Here is a 19,684-nt window from a genome sequence, read left to right on the forward strand (position 1 = left end):
TTTCCTGAGGTTTCCAGGGGCAGCCCCTCGCCGGTTTGAGCGAGGTCGCCGGCCCCCTGGATCAGATCCAACTCCCAGCTGTCGCCGCCTTTTGAGCGTGGTGAGGCTGACCCTTTGCGAGAAGAAATGTATGGCGTTTGCCCTGACCGCTGCCCAACGCAATATCTGGCTGGACCAGATGACCCGAGGCGACTCACCGCTGTACAACATCGGTGGCTATCTGGATATCGACGGGCCCCTCGACCCTGACATGTTCCAGCGGTCGGTGGACCTGCTGATGCAAAAGCACGATGCCCTGCGCATGGTCTTGCTCGATCAGCGTGACGAGGAGGGCGCGCCGCTGCAGTCCTTCGTCGAAACCCTGCCGATGTGCGTGGCACCGATCGACATGCAGGGTGAGTCGGATCCTCGGCAGGCCGCCCAGGACTGGATGCAGCGCCAGATCGAGACGGTCTTCGAAATGCGCGGCGGTCCGTTGTTCCGCCTCCATTTGCTCAAGCTTGAAGAGCGGCGCTTCTACTTTGTCATACACGCTCACCATATCGTGCTCGACGGCTGGGCGATCGACGGGCTCTTCTCGTCCGTCAGTCAGATTTACAACGCACTGCTCGAGGAGCGCACGCCCGACCTGGAGTCGCCATCCTATGTCGACTTCATCGAGGACGACCACGCTTACCGCCAGTCGCCGCGTTTTGCCCACGACCAGGCCTACTGGCTGGAAAAGTACAGCGATCTTCCCGAGCCCTTGCTGGCTCCCCGCGATCTCCAGGCCCATGGCGAGGCCTCGATCCGCAGTGGTCATTTCACCTGCGGTTTTGCCCGGCACTTTGATGTCAGCATCGACGAGCTGGCCCAGAGCCTGCAAGCCTCGCGCTTCCACGTCCTGCTGGCGGTGCTGTATGTCTATTTCACCCGGATTCATTCGCGTGATGAGCTGGTGGTCGGCGTACCGATCCTCAACCGTTCCAATGCCAAGTTCAAGAAGACCCTGGGTTTGTTTACCCAACTCAGTGCGGTGCGCCTGCGATTTGATGCTGACCTGACGTTCGCCGAATTGGTGCAGGGCATCTGTCGGGCGGTCAAGCAGGATTACCGCAACCAGCGTTTCCCGCTCAGCGATCTCAACCGCTTGCTCGAACTGCGTCGTACCAACCGTCTGCAGTTGTTCGACCTGACATTTTCCTACGAGCCGCACAATTATCTGATCCAGTTCGGTCAGTCGAACGCCCGAGTGTTCAAGTCTTCGAATGACCATGAACAGACGCCGCTGGCGATCCACCTGCGCACCAACCTCTACGACAATGAGTCGCGGCTGCACTACATCTACAACGAGGCGTATTTCCAGGCCGACGAGATCGAGCCGATGGCCGAGCGTCTGCAGCATGTGCTGGACCAGGGCCTGGCGAATCAACAATTGCCCGTGCGTGCATTCTCGGTGCTCAACGCCCGCGATGCCTCGCAATTGCAGACGTGGAATGCCGGCCAACAGCAGTTCGCCCAGGCCCAGACGATCCATCAGCAGTTCGAAGCCCGCGCCGCCGAACGGCCAGAGGCCGTGGCGCTGGTGTACCAGGATGAAAGCCTGACCTACGGTGAACTCAACGCCCGCGCCAACCAGGTTGCCCATCGCCTGCTGGCCCTGGGCGTGCGCCCGGACGACCGGGTGGCGATCTGCGTCGAGCGCGGTCTGGCGATGATCGTCGGCCTGCTCGGTATCCTCAAGTCCGGCGCCGGTTACGTGCCGCTGGATCCGGCCTATCCCCGTGAGCGCCTGGCCTACACCCTGGACGACAGCGCCCCGGTGGCCTTGCTGAGCCAACACGCGGTGCGCGAGGCGTTGCCGTCGGTGGATCTGCCGCTGATCAATCTCGACGATAGCGATCTGCAGGACGAATCCGTGCAGAATCCGCAGGTGCCGGGGCTGACGCCAGCGAACCTGGCCTATGTGATCTACACCTCCGGCTCCACCGGACTGCCGAAAGGGGTGATGGTCGAGCACCGGAATGTCGCGCGGCTGTTTTCGGCAACCGACCACTGGTTCGGCTTCAATGCGCAGGACACCTGGGCGCTGTTCCACTCGTTCGCCTTCGACTTCTCGGTCTGGGAAATCTGGGGTGCGCTGCTGCATGGTGGTCGCTTGCTGATCGTGCCGCAACTGGTCAGCCGCTCGCCGCAGGATTGCTACGCCCTGTTGTGCAGCGCCGGTGTGACGGTGCTCAACCAGACGCCTAGCGCGTTCCGCCAGTTGATTGCGGCCCAGGGCGAGAAGGGCCAGGCTCATGCGCTGCGCCAGGTGATTTTTGGCGGTGAGGCGCTGGACACGGCGATGCTCAAGCCCTGGTATGCCCGAGAAGTGAACGCCAGTACGCAGCTGGTGAACATGTACGGCATCACCGAAACCACGGTACATGTGACCTATTACCCGATACAGGCCGAAGATGCCCAGCGTGTGGGCGCCAGCCCGATTGGCAAGCGGATTCCCGACCTGCGGCTGTACCTGCTCGATGGTTATGGACATCCGGTACCGCCTGGCATGGTGGGAGAGTTGTATGTCGGTGGTGCGGGCGTGGCCCGGGGATATCTCAATCGTGAGGTGTTGAACGCCGAGCGTTTCCTCGACGATCCGTTCAGTCGCGAGCCGAATGCGCGGATGTACCGCACCGGCGACCTTGGTCGCTGGCTGGCTGATGGCAGCCTGGAATACCTGGGCCGTAACGACGAACAGGTGAAGATTCGCGGTTTCCGGATCGAGCTGGGCGAAATCGAGGCGCAACTTGCCGCCTGCGAGGGCGTGCGCGATGCCGTGGTGCTGGTGCGCGAGGACGAGCCGGGCGACAAGCGTCTGGTGGCCTACGTCATTGCTGCCGCCGGCATCGAGCTGGACGCGGCACAACTGCGTGACCAACTGCGCCTGACACTGGCCGAATACATGCTGCCGAGTGCCTTCGTCAGCCTGCAAGCCTTGCCGCTGACCGCCAACGGCAAGCTCGATCGCAAGGCACTTCCCGCGCCAGCGGCCCAGGCCTATGCACGGCGTGAGTACGTGGCCCCCGAGGGCACGGTGGAAGTGACTCTGGCCGGATTGTGGGCCGAGTTGCTGGGCGTGGATAAGGTCGGTCGCCACGATCAGTTCTTTGAGCTGGGCGGCCACTCGTTGCTGGCGGTGAAACTGATCGAGCGCATGCACGAGGTCGGCCTGAAGGCCGATGTGCGTGTGCTGTTCGGCCAACCGACCCTGGCCGCTCTGGCGGCCGCCAGCGGCAAGGGCGGCGAAGTGCGGGTTCCGGCCAATGGCATTCCCGCCGGTTGCCAGCACATTACCCCGGACATGTTGCCCCTGGCCCGCTTGAGCCAGGCCCAGATCGACCGTGTGGTCGCCGGTGTCCCGGGCGGCGCGGGCAATGTCCAGGACATCTATGCCCTGGTGCCATTGCAGGAAGGTATTCTCTATCACCACCTGACCAGCGAGGAGGGTGACCCCTACCTGTTGCAGGCGTTGCTGCGGGTTGACAGCTTCGAACAGTTGCTGGACTTCAGCGAGGCCCTGCAGGCGGTGATCGACCGCCACGATATTCTGCGCACTGGCGTGGTCTGGGAGGAGCTGGACGAGCCGGTCCAGGTGGTCTGGCGCCAGGCTCGGCTGCGGGTCGAGGCCTACTTGCCGCATCCGGATCACGGTGACGTGGCGACCCAGTTGCAACAGCACTTCGATCCGAGGCGGATGCGTCTTGATCTGCATCAGGCACCGATGATGCGGCTGCACTACGCCGAAGATCTCACCCACAACGGTTGGGTCGCGGTTCTGCTGTTTCATCACCTGATCGACGATGCCACCTCCCTGGCCCTGCTGGGCCAGGAAATCGAGGCATTCACCCGGGGACTGGGCGCCAGACTGGCGCCTTCGGTACCGTATCGCAACCATGTGGCCCAGGCTCGTCTGGGGGTTAGCCGCGAGCAGCATGAAGCGTTCTTCCAGGAGATGCTCGGCGATGTCGACGAGCCGACCTTGCCGTTCGGCCTGCAGGACTTGCAGGGCGACGGCAGCGGCGTCGAGGAGGCCCGTTTGCCGGTGGCTCCGGCCCTGGGCCAACGGCTGCGCGAGCAGGCCAGGCGTCTGGGTGTGAGCAACGCCAGCCTGCATCACCTGGCCTGGGCTCAGGTGGTCGGGCGTTTGTCCGCTCGCCAGGACGTGGTCTTCGGTACCGTGCTGATGGGCCGCCTGCACGGTGGCGAAGGGGCCGAACGTGCACTGGGCATGTTCATCAACACTCTGCCATTGCGCATTGCTGCGGGTGAGCAGGGTATCCAGGCCGCCGTGCGCACGACCCATGCGCGACTGGCGGCATTGCTCGGTCATGAACATGCGCCGTTGTCGCTTGCCCAGGCGTGCAGCGGCGTCGCGGCGCCGACCCCGCTGTTCAGTGCCCTGATGAACTACCGGCATGCCGCCGTAGGGGCTCAGGCCCCCGAGGATGCCGGTCAGACCAGGATCTGGGGTGGGGTCGAAGTGTTGGGTGGCGAGGAACGTACCAACTATCCGTTGACGTTGTCGGTGGACGATCTGGGCAACTCTTTCGGCCTGACCGTTCAGGCTGTGGCCGGGATCGGTGCGCAGCGGATCTGCGGCTACATGCATACCGTGCTGGAGCAACTCTCCGACGCGCTGGACCGCCACCCCGATGCGCCCTTGCACAGCCTGGACTGGTTGCCGCCGAGCGAGCGTCGACAGTTGCTGGAAGGCTTCAACGCCTTCGATTGTGCCTACCCGCCGGGCCTGCTGGTCCATCAACTGTTCGAGGCCCAGGCGGCCGCTCAACCCGATGCCGTGGCCGTCACCTACGAAGGCCAGCGCCTGAGCTACGCGCAACTGAACCAGTGGGCCAACCAGATTGCCCATCGGTTGATCGCCGAGGGCATTGGTGCCGACGACCGGGTGGCGATCTGTGTCGAGCGCAGCCTGGAAATGGTCGCCGGCCTGGTGGGCATTCTCAAGGCCGGCGCCGGTTACGTGCCACTGGACCCCTCGTATCCGGCCGAGCGCCTGGCCTATATGCTGGAAGACAGCGCGCCCAAGGTGCTGCTGACCCAACGTGGCCTGCGCGAGCGTTTCCCGCAGGCGGCCATGCCTGTGTTGCTGCTTGAAACCGAGGCCCTTGAGGAGAGCGGCATTGGCGCAGCCCCCCAGAGTGATCCGCAGGTGGCGGGGCTGACCGCACAACACCTGGCCTACCTGATCTACACCTCGGGTTCCACCGGCCAGCCCAAGGGCGTGGCCATGCCCCATGCACCGCTGGTCAACCTGATGCAATGGCAGATCGCCCAGGCCGCCGAGCAGGGGCGGCCCGTGCAGCGCACCTTGCAGTTTGCCGCCCTGGGTTTCGACGTGGCCTTCCAGGAGGTCTTCAGTACCCTCTGTGCTGGCGGCGAGCTGTCGTTGATCCATGCCGACATCCGTCTGGATTTCCGTCGTTTGTTCCAGCATATCTGCCAGCAGCGCATCGAACGGCTGTACATGCCGTGTATCGCCTTGCAAGCCCTGGCCGAGGCCATGGTGGCTGAAACCGAACAACCGGCCTGTGCGTTGCAGGATGTGATCACCGCCGGTGAACAGTTGCGCATCACCGAGCCGATGCGGCGTTTCTTCGAACGTCTGCATGAGGCGCGGTTGCACAACCACTATGGCCCGACCGAATCCCACGTCACCACGGCGCTGACCCTCAGTGGCGCGCCACAGGCCTGGCCGACCTTGCCGAGCATCGGCCAGCCGGTGGCCAACACGCGTATCTATCTGCTCGATGAACAACGCCGGCCGGTGCCGGTGGGCGTGGCCGGGGAGATCTACATTGGCGGGGCCTGTGTTGCCCGGGGTTATCTGAACCGTGATGAACTGACCGCCGAACGCTTCATCGCCGATCCGTTCGCCACTGCCCAGGGCGCGCGGCTGTACAAGACCGGTGACCTGGGTTGCTGGCAAGCCGACGGTCATATCGACTATCTGGGCCGCAACGACGACCAGATCAAGATTCGCGGTTTCCGTATCGAACTCGGTGAGATCGAGGCCCGCCTGGGCCAGTATCCCGGCCTGCGCGACACCGCAGTGCTGGCCCGTGAAGACCGTCCCGGGGAAAAACGCCTGGTGGCGTACTTCAGCCTGCAGGATGGCCAGGCGCTTCCCGAGGCCGATGACCTGCGCGTGCATTTGCAGGCGCTGCTGCCCGACTACATGATTCCAGCCGCGTATGTGCACCTGGAAAAACTCCCGGTTTCGCCCAACGGCAAGCTGGATCGCCGAGCGCTGCCGCAACCGTCGGCCGATGCCTTCGTCAGCCGTGATTACCAGGCCCCGCTCGGTGCCACCGAAACCAGCCTGGCCGAGCTGTGGTGTGAAGTGCTGGGTGTCGAAAGGGTCGGGCGCCAGGATCATTTCTTCGAACTGGGCGGCCACTCGCTGCTGGCGGTGAAGCTGATCGAGCGTATGCGCCAGATCGGCTTGAGCGCCGACGTGCGGGTGCTGTTCGGCCAGCCGACCCTGGCGGCGTTGGCGGCAGCCGTGGGCGCGGGGATCGAAATCGTGGTGCCGGCCAATGGCATTCCCGCCGGCTGCGAGCGTATCACCCCGCACATGCTGACCTTGACCGATCTGGACCAGGACAGCATCGATCGTATTGTCGCCGCCGTCCCCGGCGGTGCCGGCAACGTGCAGGATATCTATCCGTTGGCGCCTTTGCAGGAAGGCATTCTCTATCACCATATCAGTGCAGAACAGGGCGATCCCTATCTCCTGCAAGCGACCTTTGCCCTGCAGGACCTGGCTCACCTGCGCAGTTTTGCCGAGGCCCTGCAAGCGGTGATCGACCGCCATGACATCCTGCGCACGGCGTTGCTCTGGCAAGGTCTGGAACAACCGCAGCAAGTGGTTCTGCGCCAGGTCGAACTGCCGCTGGAGCAGATCCCGCTGGACGCGGCCGAAGGCGATATCCTCGGCCAGTTACAACGTCGTTTCGACCCTCGTGAATGTCGCCTGGACCTGACCCAGGCTCCGCTGATGCGTCTGGCGTTTGCCCAGGATGCGGCCAACCAGCGCTGGGTGGCGATTCTGCTGTTCCACCATATCGCCCTTGATCACACCGCGCTGGATGTGATGAGCGAAGAAATGCTCGCCCATATGCAGGGCGCGGCCGGCCAACTGCCGGCGGCCATGCCGTACCGCAACTATGTGGGCCAGGCGCGCCTGGGCGTGAGCCGCGAACAGCACGAAGCGTTCTTCCGCGAGATGCTCGGTGATGTCGATGAGCCGACCCTGCCGTTCGGTCTGCTACACGTGCAGGGCGACGGGAGGGGTGTCCGGGAAGTTCGTCACGATCTGCCGGTAGATCTGTGTCAACGTCTGCGTACCCAGGCCCGACAACTGGGGGTGACGGCGGCGAGCCTGCACCACCTGGCTTGGGCCAGGGTTCTGGGTGGCGTCAGTGGGCGTGACGATGTGGTGTTCGGCACCGTGCTGCTGGGGCGGATGCAAAGCGGTTCGGGCGCCGACCGCGCGTTGGGGATGTTCATCAATACCTTGCCGTTGCGCGTCGACGTGGGGGCCTGCACGGTACGCGATGCGGTGCGCCAGACCCACCAGCGTCTGACCGCGTTGCTCGGACATGAGCATGCGCCGTTGGTCCTGGCTCAACGTTGCAGTTCGGTGGCGGCTTCGTCGCCGCTGTTCAGCGCGTTGCTGAACTACCGGCACAGTCCGGCACGTGAGGCCAGCGGTGGCGATCATTGGGCCGGGACCCAGGTACTCGATGTGCTTGAGCGGACCAATTACCCTTGTACCTTGTCGGTAGACGACCAGGGCGAAGGTTTCCTGCTCAGCGTCCAGGTTGCGGCCGGCGTCGACGGTGAGCGGGTCTGTGGTTACATGCAGACGGCCCTGATCCAACTGGTCGAGGCTCTGGAGTCCTCGGCGGATGTGGCGGTGCGTGATCTGGCGCTGCTGCCGCAGACCGAGCTTCAGCAACTGCTGGAGACGTTCAACCCCGGCGTCACGGCTTATCCCGCCGACCAGACCATTGCCAGTCGGTTCGAGGCCCAGGTCCTGGCCAATGCCGATGCGTTGGCGGTGGTCCATGGCGAGCAAAGCCTGACCTATGCCGAACTCAATCGCCAGGCCAACCAACTGGCCCATCATCTGCTCGGGCTCGGGGTACGACCCGATGACCGCGTCGCCATCTGTGCCCGGCGCGATCTCGACACGCTGGTTGGCCTGGTGGCCATCCTCAAGTCCGGCGCCTGCTATGTACCGATCGATCCGTCCCACCCGGCGGAGCGCCTGGCCTATTTGCTGCGTGACAGCGACCCACGGGTACTGTTGACCCAGGCCGAGCTGCGCGACCGCCTGCCAGCGGTCGAAGTACCGGTGCTGTTGCTCGACGCCCAAGCCCGTCGTGAGGCGGCTGTCGACGCACAACCACAGAGCAATCCGACTGTCGCCACACTGAGCGCCGCCAACCTCGCCTATGTGATCTACACCTCGGGCTCCACCGGCGAGCCCAAGGGCGTGATGGTTGAACACCGGCAATTGTCCAACCTGGTGAGCTGGCACTGCCGGGCGTTCGGCCTGGAAAGCGCCAGCCAGACCTCCAGCGTCGCCGGTTTCGGTTTTGATGCGATGGCCTGGGAAGTCTGGCCGGCGCTGTGTGTCGGCGCGACCCTGCACCTGCCGCCGGCCAAGGTCGGCAGCGAGGACATCAAGGGTCTGCTGGCCTGGTGGCTGGCGCAGCCACTGGATGTCAGCTTCCTGCCGACGCCGATTGCCGAATACGCTTTCAGCCAGTCGTTGCAACACCCGACGCTGCGCACCCTGCTGATCGGTGGCGACCGCCTGCGGCAGTTCCCCGAGGGGCAGCGTTTCGCCCTCGTCAACAACTATGGCCCGACGGAAACCACCGTGGTAGCCACCTCCGGGCTGATCGACGCGGACACGGCGGCGCTGCACATCGGCAAACCGGTGGACAACACCCGGGTCTACCTGCTCGACGAGCACTTGCGCCCGGTGCCGTTGGGCGTGGCCGGTGAGCTGTATGTCGGTGGCGCGGGCGTGGCCCGTGGTTACCTGGGACGAGCGGAGCTGACCGCCGAGCGTTTCCTCAAGGATCCGTTCAGCGGCGAACCCGAGGCGCGGATGTACAAGACCGGCGACCTGGCGCGCTGGCTGGCCGACGGCAACCTTGAGTACCTGGGGCGCAACGACGACCAGGTGAAGATCCGTGGGCTGCGCATCGAATTGGGCGAAATCGAAACCCGCCTGGCCGGGCATCCGGCGCTGCAGGAGGCAGTGGTCCTGGCCCGTGAGGATCATCCCGGCGAGAAACGCCTGGTGGCCTACTACAGTTCGGCCGATGCCACGCTGGAGATCGAGGCGTTGCGGGCCTACCTGCTGGAGCAACTGCCGGACTACATGGTGCCTTCGGCCTATGTGAGGTTGGAGGTATTCCCGCTGACCGCCAACGGCAAGATCGACCGCCGGGCGCTGCCGGTGCCCGATCTGGCGGCAATGGTCAGTCGCGGCTACGAAGCGCCGCAAGGCGACGTCGAAATCCTCCTCGCCGCGATCTGGCAAGAACTGCTGGGTGTCGAACAGGTCGGTCGCCATGATCATTTCTTCGAGCTGGGTGGACACTCACTGTTGGCGGTCAGCCTGATCGAACGCATGCGCCAGGCCGATCTGAGCGCCGATGTGCGGGTGCTGTTCCGTCAGCCGACCCTCGCGGCGTTGGCGGCGGCGGTGGGCAGCGGCACGGAAATCGTGGTACCGGCCAACCTGATTCCTGCGGATTGCCAGCGGATCACCCCGGACCTGTTGTCGCTGGTCAGCCTGACCCAGGCGCAGATCGACCGGGTGGTGGCGAGCGTGCGGGGCGGTGCTACGAACGTGCAGGACATCTACCCGCTGGCACCGTTGCAGGAAGGTATCCTGTATCACCATCACCTGGCCGTGGACCACGCCGACCCTTACCTGCAACACGCGCTGTTCGCCTTCGACAGCCGCGAGCGGGTCGAGGCTTTTGTCCTGGCCCTGCAAGGCGTGATTGCGCGTCACGATATCCTTCGTAGCGCCGTGCTCTGGGAGGGGCTCGATGCGCCCGTGCAAGTGGTCTGGCGCCAGGCGCCGCTGACTGTGCACGAGGTCTCGGCGGATCCGCTGGCCGGCGATATCGCCGAGCAGTTACGCGCACGTCTCGATTCCCCGCAAACCCGTCTGGATATCCGCCAGGCGCCGATGCTGCACCTTGACTATGCGCAGGATCTGCCCAACGGGCGTTGGACCGGCCTGCTGCAGTTCCACCATCTGATCAACGACGCAACCTCGCTGGGCGTCCTGGTGGCCGAAATCGAAGCCCATATGCAGGGGCAGCATGGGCAACTGGCCGCCTCTGTGCCTTATCGCAACTATGTGGCCCAGGCTCACCTGGGGGTGAGTCAGGCCGAGCACGAGCAGTTTTTCCAGGAAATGCTGGGTGATCTCGATGAACCCACCTTGCCGTTCGGCTTGCAGGATGTGCAAGGCGACGGGCAGGGGATCGAGGAGGTCCATCGTGGCCTGGATGCCAGCCTCAGCCGTCGTATCCGGGCGCAGGCCCGGCAGTTGGGCGTCAGTGCCGCCAGCCTTTGTCACCTGGCCTGGGCCTGTGTGCTGGGCAGGGTCGCGGGCAGGGACGACGTGGTCTTCGGCACCGTGTTGCTCGGTCGTTTGAAAGGCGGCGAGGGTGCCGATCGGGCGCTGGGCATGTTTATCAATACCTTGCCACTACGGGTAGCCGTGGGCGAGCAGGGCGTGCGGGCCGGGGTCAAGGCGACCCATGCGCGACTCACCGCGCTGCTGGGGCATGAGCATGCGCCGCTGACCCTGGCCCAGCGCTGCAGCGGCGTGGTCGCGCCGACCCCGTTGTTCAGCGCCTTGCTCAACTACCGCCACCTGGCGAGCGGCAGCACTGAGCAGCCGGCCTGGAGTGGCATCGAGACCTTTGCCGGCGAGGAACGCACCAACTATCCGTTGACCTTGTCGGTGGATGACCTGGGCGAAGACTTCGCCCTGTGTGTCAGTACCCTGGCCGAAATCGGTGCCGAACGGGTCTGTGGTTATATGCTCAGCGCCCTGGACAGTTTGGTCGAGGCTCTGGAAGATAAACCGGACTTGCCGCTGGCGCGGTTGTCGATTATGCCCGCCGCCGAACGCGAGCGGTTGCTGGTGGGCTTCAACGACACCGCGCTGGAGTATCCGCAGGCACAGACCATTCATGGCTTGTTCGAAGCGCAGGTGGCGAGTACGCCGGATGCGTTGGCGGTGGTCCATGAGGACAGGAAACTCAGCTATCGCGAGCTTAACGAGCAGGCCAACCGTTTGGCCCATGCCCTGCGCAAGCAAGGTGTGCAGCCGGATTCACGGGTGGGGATCTGCGTCGAACGTGGCGCTGAGATGGTCGTTGGACTACTGGCGATTCTCAAGGCGGGCGGTGCTTATGTGCCGCTGGATCCGGCTTACCCGGCCGAACGCATTGCCTACATGCTGCAGGACAGCGCCCCGGCCGTGGTATTGGCCCAGGACGCTACCCGTGACTTGCTGGCCGGCGTGTCGGTGCCTGTGATCAATCTCGACCAGAGCACCTGGCAGGACGAATCCGTCCAGAATCCCGAGGTGCCGGGCCTTACTTCGGCCCACCTGGCGTACCTGATCTACACCTCGGGTTCGACTGGTTTGCCCAAGGGCGTAATGATCGAACACCGCAATACCGTGAACTTCCTGACCTGGGCGCACACGGCGTTCGATAACGCCGCGCTGGCCAAGACTCTCTTCTCGACCTCGCTGAACTTCGACCTGGCGGTTTATGAGTGCTTTGCACCGCTGACGTCCGGCGGCAGCATCAAGGTGGTGAAAAACGTTCTGGAGTTGCAACACGGCGAGCACGATATCGGCTTGATCAACACCGTTCCTTCGGCGCTCAAGGCGCTGTTGGAAGTCGATGGTTTGCCGGGCTCGGTCCACACCGTCAACGTTGCCGGCGAAGCCCTCAAGCGCAGCCTGGTGGAATCTCTATTTGAGAAAACCGATGTTCAACGTCTGTGCAACCTCTACGGCCCTTCGGAAACCACCACCTACTCCAGCTGGGTAGCGATGGATCGCGAAGACGGCTTTGCCCCGCATATTGGTAAACCCGTCGGCAATACCCAGTTCTACCTGCTGGACGAGCACCAACAGCCCGTTCCGCTGGGCGTGCCGGGTGAAATCTACATCGGCGGTGCCGGCGTAGCCCGTGGTTACCTGAACCGTGACGACCTGACTGCCGAACGCTTCCTCCCGGATCCATTCAGCCAGGACACAACGGCGCGCATGTACCGCACTGGCGACCTGGGCCGTTACCTGGCCGATGGCAATATCGAATACCTGGGCCGTAACGACGACCAGGTGAAGATCCGTGGCTTCCGTATCGAACTGGGCGAGATCGATGCACGCCTGGCGAAACACCCGGCAATCCACGAAGCGGTGGTCACCGCTCGCGAAGATGTGCCGGGCGACAAACGACTGGTGGCTTACTACACCCTGGCCGAGGGATTCACCTCGGTGGACATCGACAGCCTGCGTCGCCATCTGCAGGAAAAACTGCCGGAGTACATGGTCCCCGCCATCTACGTCGCATTGGAAAAACTGCCGCTGACCCCGAACGGCAAACTGGACCGCAAGGCCTTGCCGGCGCCGGACCTCGACGCGGTAATCAGCCGTGGCTACGAGGCCCCTCAGGGCGAGACCGAAAGTATCCTGGCGCGGATCTGGGCTGACGTGCTCAAGGTCGAGCGGGTAGGGCGTCACGATCACTTCTTCGAATTGGGCGGCCACTCGTTGCTGGCGGTCAGCCTGATGGAGCGCATGCGCCAGGCCGGCCTGAGTGCCGACGTCCGTGTCCTGTTCGGCCAGCCGACCCTGGCCGCTTTGGCTGCCGCGGTAGGTGAAGGCAATGAGGTCCAGGTCCCGGCCAATGTCATCGCGCCCGACTGCCGCCGAATCACTCCGCAACTGCTACCCCTGGCCGATCTCGACCAGGCGGCGATCGATCGCATTGTCGCCAGCGTGCCGGGCGGCGTGGCAAACGTGCAGGATATCTACCCGCTGGCACCGTTGCAGGAAGGCATTCTCTATCACCACCTCACGGCCGAGCAGGGCGACCCCTACGTCCTGCAGAGCCTGTTCGAGATGGCTGGTCGGGAGCGTTTGAACGCCTTTATCGACGCCTTGCAAAGTGTGGTCGACCGGCATGACATCCTGCGTACCGCAGTGCTCTGGCAAGGCCTTGAGGCACCGATGCAGGTGGTCTGGCGTCAGGCGCGGCTGTATCTGGAACAGGTCGAACTGGACCCGGCCGATGGCGATATCGTCGAGCAACTGCATCAGCGTTTCGACAGCCAGCACTTGCGACTGGATTTGACTCAGGCCCCGCTGATGCGCCTGGTCTTCGCCGAAGACTCGGCAAACCAGCGCTGGGTGGCGATGTTGCTGTTCCACCACATGGCGATGGATCACACCGCGATGGAAGTGGTGCACCACGATATGCAGGCGCACTTGCTGGGCCTGGCCGACCAGTTGGGCAGCCCGGTACCGTATCGCAACTATGTGGCCCAGGCGCGCCTGGGTGTGAGCCGCGAGGCTCATGAAGCGTTCTTCCGGGAAATGCTTGGTGATGTCGATGAACCGACCTTGCCGTTTGGCTTGCTTCACGTCCAGGAGGCCGCCCGCGATATCGAGGAACGCAGCCTGGCGCTGGAGAGTCGACTGGACCTGCGTCTGCGGGCTCAGGCCCGGCAACTGGGCGTCAGTGCCGCCAGCCTGGTGCACCTGGCCTGGGCGCAGGTGGTGGGCCAGGTCTCGGGCAAGCAGGATGTGGTGTTCGGTACCGTACTGATGGGCCGACTACAGGCCGGCGAGGGTGCCGACCGGGCGCTGGGGATGTTTATCAATACCTTGCCGCTGCGGGTATCCCTGGGTGGGCAGGGCGCGCGCGCCGGGGTCAAGGCGACCCATGCGCGGCTGACCGCGTTGCTGGGGCATGAGCATGCGTCACTGGCCCTGGCTCAACGCTGCAGTGGTGTGGCTGCGCCGGCGCCGCTGTTCAGTGCCTTGCTCAACTATCGCCACAGTGCCGTGGGCAGCGTTTCCGAGCAGACCGTAGAGGCCTGGCAAGGCATCAGGATTCTGGGGGGTGAAGAACGCACCAACTACCCGTTGACCTTGAACGTCGATGACCTGGGTGAAGGCTTCAAGCTGAATGTGCAGGTCAGCGCCGAGGTCGGGGCGATGCAGGTCTGTACCTATATGGCGACGGCGCTGGAGCAACTGCTGGACGCTCTGGAGCAGGATCCCGAGGCGCCACTGAGTGGCCTGTCGATTTTGCCCGCCGCCGAACGCGAGCGGTTGCTGGTGGGCTTCAACGACACCGCGCTGGAGTATCCGCAGGCGCAGACCATTCATGGCTTGTTCGAGGCGCAGGTGGCGAGTACGCCGGATGCGTTGGCGGTGGTCCATGAGGACAGGAAACTCAGCTATCGCGAGCTTAACGAGCAGGCCAACCGTTTGGCCCATGCCTTGCGCAAGCAAGGTGTTCAGCCGGATTCGCGAGTTGGGATCTGTGTCGAGCGCGGCGCCGAGATGGTCGTGGGGCTGCTGGCGATTCTCAAGGCAGGTGGCGCTTATGTGCCGCTGGATCCGGCTTACCCGGCGGAACGGATTGCCTACATGCTGCAGGACAGCGCCCCGGCCGTGGTCTTGGCTCAGGACGCTACCCGTGAGTTGCTGGCCGGCGTGTCGGTGCCTGTGATCAATCTTGACCAGGGCACCTGGCAGGACGAATCCGTCCAGAATCCCGAGGTGCCGGACCTGACTTCGGCGCACTTGGCCTACCTGATCTACACCTCGGGTTCGACCGGTTTGCCCAAGGGCGTGATGATCGAACACCGCAATACGGTGAACTTCCTGAGCTGGGCGCACAAGGCGTTTGATAACGCCGCGCTGGCCAAGACTCTCTTCTCGACCTCGTTGAACTTCGACCTGGCGGTTTATGAGTGCTTTGCACCGCTGACGTCTGGCGGCAGCATCGAGGTGGTGAAAAATGTTCTGGAACTGCAACACGGCGAACACGATATCGGCCTGATCAACACCGTGCCTTCCGCACTCAAGGCGCTGTTGGAAGTCGATGGCCTGCCGGGTTCGGTCCACACCGTCAACGTCGCCGGCGAAGCCCTCAAGCGCAGCCTGGTGGAATCGCTGTTCGAGAAGACTGGCGTCCAACGCCTGTGCAACCTCTATGGTCCTTCGGAAACCACCACCTACTCCAGTTGGGTGGCGATGGATCGCGAGGAAGGTTTCGCTCCACATATCGGCAAACCCGTCGGCAACACCCAGTTCTACCTGCTGGACGAGCAACAGCAGCCGGTTCCGTTGGGTGTACCGGGTGAGATCTACATCGGCGGTGCCGGTGTAGCCCGTGGCTACCTGAACCGTGACGACCTGACTGCCGAGCGTTTCCTCCCGGATCCATTCAGCCAGGACAAAACAGCGCGCATGTACCGCACTGGCGACCTGGGTCGCTACCTGGCCGACGGCAATATCGAATACCTGGGGCGTAACGACGACCAGGTGAAGATCCGTGGCTTCCGTATCGAACTGGGCGAAATCGATGCCCGCCTGGCGAAACATCCGGCGATCCACGAAGCCGTGGTCACCGCTCGCGAGGACGTACCGGGCGACAAGCGTCTGGTGGCTTACTACACCCTGGCCGAGGGACAGGCCTCGCTGGAGATCGACAGCCTGCGCGGCTGGCTGATGGGACAACTGCCGGCCTATATGGTGCCGGTGGCCTACGTGCCGCTTGACGCATTACCCCTGACGCCCAACGGCAAGCTGGACCGCAAGGCCCTGCCAGCGCCGGACGGCAACGCACTGATCAACCGTGGCTACGAAGCGCCGCAAGGTGAAACCGAAATCGCCCTCGCCGAGATCTGGCAACAACTGCTGGGTGTCGCACAGGTCGGTCGCCACGATCACTTCTTCGAACTGGGTGGCCACTCGCTGCTCGCCGTGAGCCTGATGGAACGCATGCGCCAGGAAGGTCTGGAGGCCGACGTCAAGACCCTGTTCGAACACCCCACCCTCTCGGAATACGCGGCAACGACGGAAAGAATGGAGATTGTTCTGTGAGCGTGATTGAACTGTTATCAATACTGAAAGAAAAGGATGTTCAACTTTCCGTCAAGGGCGATCAACTGGTCGTCAGCGGCAAGCGACAGTCCCTCACAGAACCCGCCGTACTGGCGATGTTGCGCGAGAACAAGGCGGCGTTGATCGAGCTGATCAATGCCGGTGGATACTCCAGCGCCAAGGCCGGCCAGGTCGAGATTCCCGAGCCGGCGATCCCGCTCGGTTGCGAGCGCATCAGCGCCGACATGCTGCCGCTGGTCAAACTCGACCAGGCAGCCATCGAGCATATCGTTGCCACGGTTCCTGGCGGTGTCGGCAACGTCCAGGATATCTACCCGCTGGCACCGTTGCAGGAAGGCATTCTCTATCACCACATTGCCGCGCAGCAGGGCGATCCCTATGTCTTGCAGACGCAGTTCGCGTTTGCCAGCCGGGCCCGTTTCGACGAATTCACCAGCGCCTTGCAAAAGGTGGTCGACCGCCACGATATCCTGCGCACCAGTGTGATCTGGGAAGGCTTGGACGAACCGGTCCAGGTGGTCTGGCGTCAGGCCCGACTGGCCCTTGCGGAAATCGACATCGACCCCGTTGTCGGCTCGGCCACCGAGCAACTACGGCAACGTTTCGACCCGCGTCATTACCGCCTCGATATCAGCCAGGCACCCTTGCTGCGTCTGGCTTATGCCGAAGATCCGCTCACTCGGCGGATCAGCGCGATGCTGCTGTTTCACCACATCGCGATCGACCACGCGGCGCTGGAGGGGGTACAGCATGAGATCCATGCACACCTTCACGGTCAGGCCCAGGCGCTGGAGGCGCCGATCCCCTATCGCAACTACGTGGCCCAGGCACGCCTGGGCGTCAGCCAACAGGAACATGAAACGTTCTTTCGCGAGATGCTTGGCGATGTCGACGAGCCGAGCCTGCCGTTTGGCCTGCAGGATGTCCGCGGTGACGGGCACGGCATCGATGAGGCCACCCACCCACTGCCTGCCGAACTGAGCCGGCGCCTGCGTGCACAGGCTCGGCAGCAGGGCGTCAGCGTGGCCAGCTTGCACCACTTGGCCTGGGCCACTGTACTCGGGCGTCTGTGCGGGCGTGACGACGTGGTCTTCGGTACCGTATTGCTGGGGCGGATGCGCAGCGAAGGCGGTGGCCATCGCGCGCTGGGGATGTTTATCAACACCTTGCCGCTGCGGGTGGCCGTGGGCGAGCAGGGTGTGCGTGCCGGGGTCAAGGCGACCCATGCACGACTCACCGCGTTGCTGGGGCATGAACATGCGCCCTTGGCCCTGGCCCAGCGTTGCAGCGGCGTGGCCGCGCCGACGCCGCTGTTCAGCGCCTTGCTCAACTACCGGCACAGTTCGGCCGAGGCGGTGAGCGGCGAGGCGGTCCAGTTGTGGGAAGGGATTGAGGTATTGGGCGGTGAAGAGCGCACCAACTACCCGTTGATCCTGTCCCTGGATGACCTGGGTGAAGGTTTCAGCCTGAATGTGCAAGCCGTGGCCGGTATCGGTGCACAGCGGGTCTGCGGCTATATGCAGATGGCTCTGGAACAGTTGGCTCAAGCCCTGGAGCAGGCGCCGGATGCCAGGCTTGATAGCCTGTCGATTCTGCCAGCCAATGAGCGTGAGCAGTTGTTGTTCGGGCTCAATGACACCGCGCTGGAGTACCCGCAGGCACAGACCATTCATGGCTTGTTCGAAGCGCAGGTGGCGAGTGCGCCGGATGCATTGGCGGTGGTCCATGAGGACAGGAAACTCAGCTATCGCGAGCTTAACGAACAGGCCAACCGTTTGGCCCATGCCCTGCGCAAGCAAGGTGTGCAGCCGGATTCACGGGTGGGGATCTGTGTCGAGCGTGGCAGCGAGATGGTTGTGGGCTTGCTGGCGATTCTCAAGGCAGGTGGCGCTTATGTGCCGCTGGATCCGGCTTACCCGGCGGAACGCATTGCCTACATGCTGCAGGACAGTGCCCCGGCCGTGGTCTTGGCTCAGAACGCTACCCGTGAGCTGCTGGCCGGCGTATCGGTGCCTGTGATCAATCTCGATCAGGGCACTTGGCAGGACGAATCCGTCCAGAATCCACAGGTACCGGGTCTGACTTCGGCGCACCTGGCATACCTGATCTACACGTCGGGTTCGACCGGTTTGCCCAAGGGCGTGATGATCGAACACCGCAACACCGTGAACTTCCTGACTTGGGCACATACGGCGTTCGATAACGCCGCGCTGGACAAGACCCTGTTCTCGACCTCGCTGAACTTCGACCTGGCGGTTTATGAGTGTTTTGCACCGCTGACTTGCGGCGGCAGCATCGAGGTGGTGAAAAACGTTCTGGAACTGCAACACGGTGAGCACGATATCGGCTTGATCAACACGGTTCCTTCTGCGCTCAAGGCGTTGTTGGAGGTCGATGGTCTGCCAAAAACAGTGCACACGGTCAACGTGGCCGGCGAAGCGCTGAAACGCAGCCTGGTGGAATCGCTGTTCGAGAAAACCGACGTTCAACGCCTGTGCAACCTCTACGGTCCTTCGGAAACCACCACCTACTCCAGTTGGGTAGCGATGGATCGCGAGGAAGGTTTCGCTCCACATATCGGCAAACCCGTCGGCAACACCCAGTTCTACCTGCTGGACGAGCAACAACAGCCCGTCCCAATGGGTGTGCCGGGTGAAATCTACATCGGCGGTGCCGGCGTAGCCCGTGGCTACCTGAACCGTGACGACCTGACCGCCGAACGTTTCCTCCAGGATCCGTTCAGCCAGGACAAAACGGCGCGGATGTACCGCACTGGCGACCTGGGACGTTACCTGGCCGACGGCAATATCGAATACCTGGGTCGTAACGACGACCAGGTGAAGATCCGTGGCTTCCGTATCGAACTGGGCGAAATCGATGCGCGCCTGGCGAAACATCCGGCGATCCACGAAGCCGTGGTCACCGCTCGCGAGGACGTACCGGGCGACAAGCGTCTGGTGGCTTACTACACCCTGGCCGAGGGACACACCTCGGTGGACATCGACAGCCTGCGCCGTCATCTGCAGGAAAAGCTGCCGGAGTACATGGTCCCGGCCATCTATGTCGCACTGGAAAAACTGCCGCTGACGCCGAATGGCAAGCTGGACCGCAAGGCCTTGCCGGCACCAGACCTCGACGCGGTAGTCAGCCGTGGCTACGAGGCTCCCCAGAGCGAAACCGAAATCATCCTGGCGCGGATCTGGGCCGACTTGCTCAAGATCGAACGGGTGGGGCGCCATGATCACTTCTTCGAACTGGGCGGGCATTCGCTGTTGGCCGTCAGCCTGATTGGCCATATGCGCCAGGCCGGCCTCAGCGTCGATGTCCAGGTGCTCTTCAGCCAGCCGACCCTGGCGGCCCTGGCCAACGCGGTGGGCGGTGGACGTGAAATCGTGGTCCCGGCCAATGCCATTTCGGCAGACTGCCAGC

Annotated in this window: 2 protein-coding genes (1 of these 2 cut by a window edge); both read left to right on the plus strand. The window is 63.5% G+C overall.

Features of this window, described 5'->3' with window-relative positions:
• Positions 1–130: 130 nt before the first annotated feature.
• Positions 131–16,234 carry a non-ribosomal peptide synthetase gene (locus tag BLU37_RS20965; RefSeq protein ID WP_090208467.1) on the plus strand — a complete coding sequence of 5,368 codons (16,104 nt, stop codon included), beginning with the start codon at positions 131–133 and terminating at the stop codon, positions 16,232–16,234.
• Positions 16,231–19,684 carry the start of a non-ribosomal peptide synthetase gene (locus BLU37_RS20970; RefSeq protein ID WP_090208471.1) on the plus strand. Its footprint extends 12,926 nt past the window's final position, so the window shows 3,454 of its 16,380 coding nt (coding positions 1–3,454); the start codon lies at positions 16,231–16,233; its stop codon lies beyond the right edge, outside the window. The genes BLU37_RS20965 and BLU37_RS20970 overlap by 4 nt, the downstream gene beginning before the upstream one ends.

It is taken from the genome of Pseudomonas asplenii (assembly GCF_900105475.1).
In the GTDB taxonomy this organism is placed as follows: Bacteria; Pseudomonadota; Gammaproteobacteria; order Pseudomonadales; family Pseudomonadaceae; genus Aquipseudomonas; species Aquipseudomonas asplenii.

Excerpts from the sequence above, each read along its gene's own strand:
- BLU37_RS20965 (WP_090208467.1), top strand. The coding sequence starts at position 131 with ATGGCGTTTGCCCTGACCGCTGCCCAACGCAATATCTGGCTGGACCAG.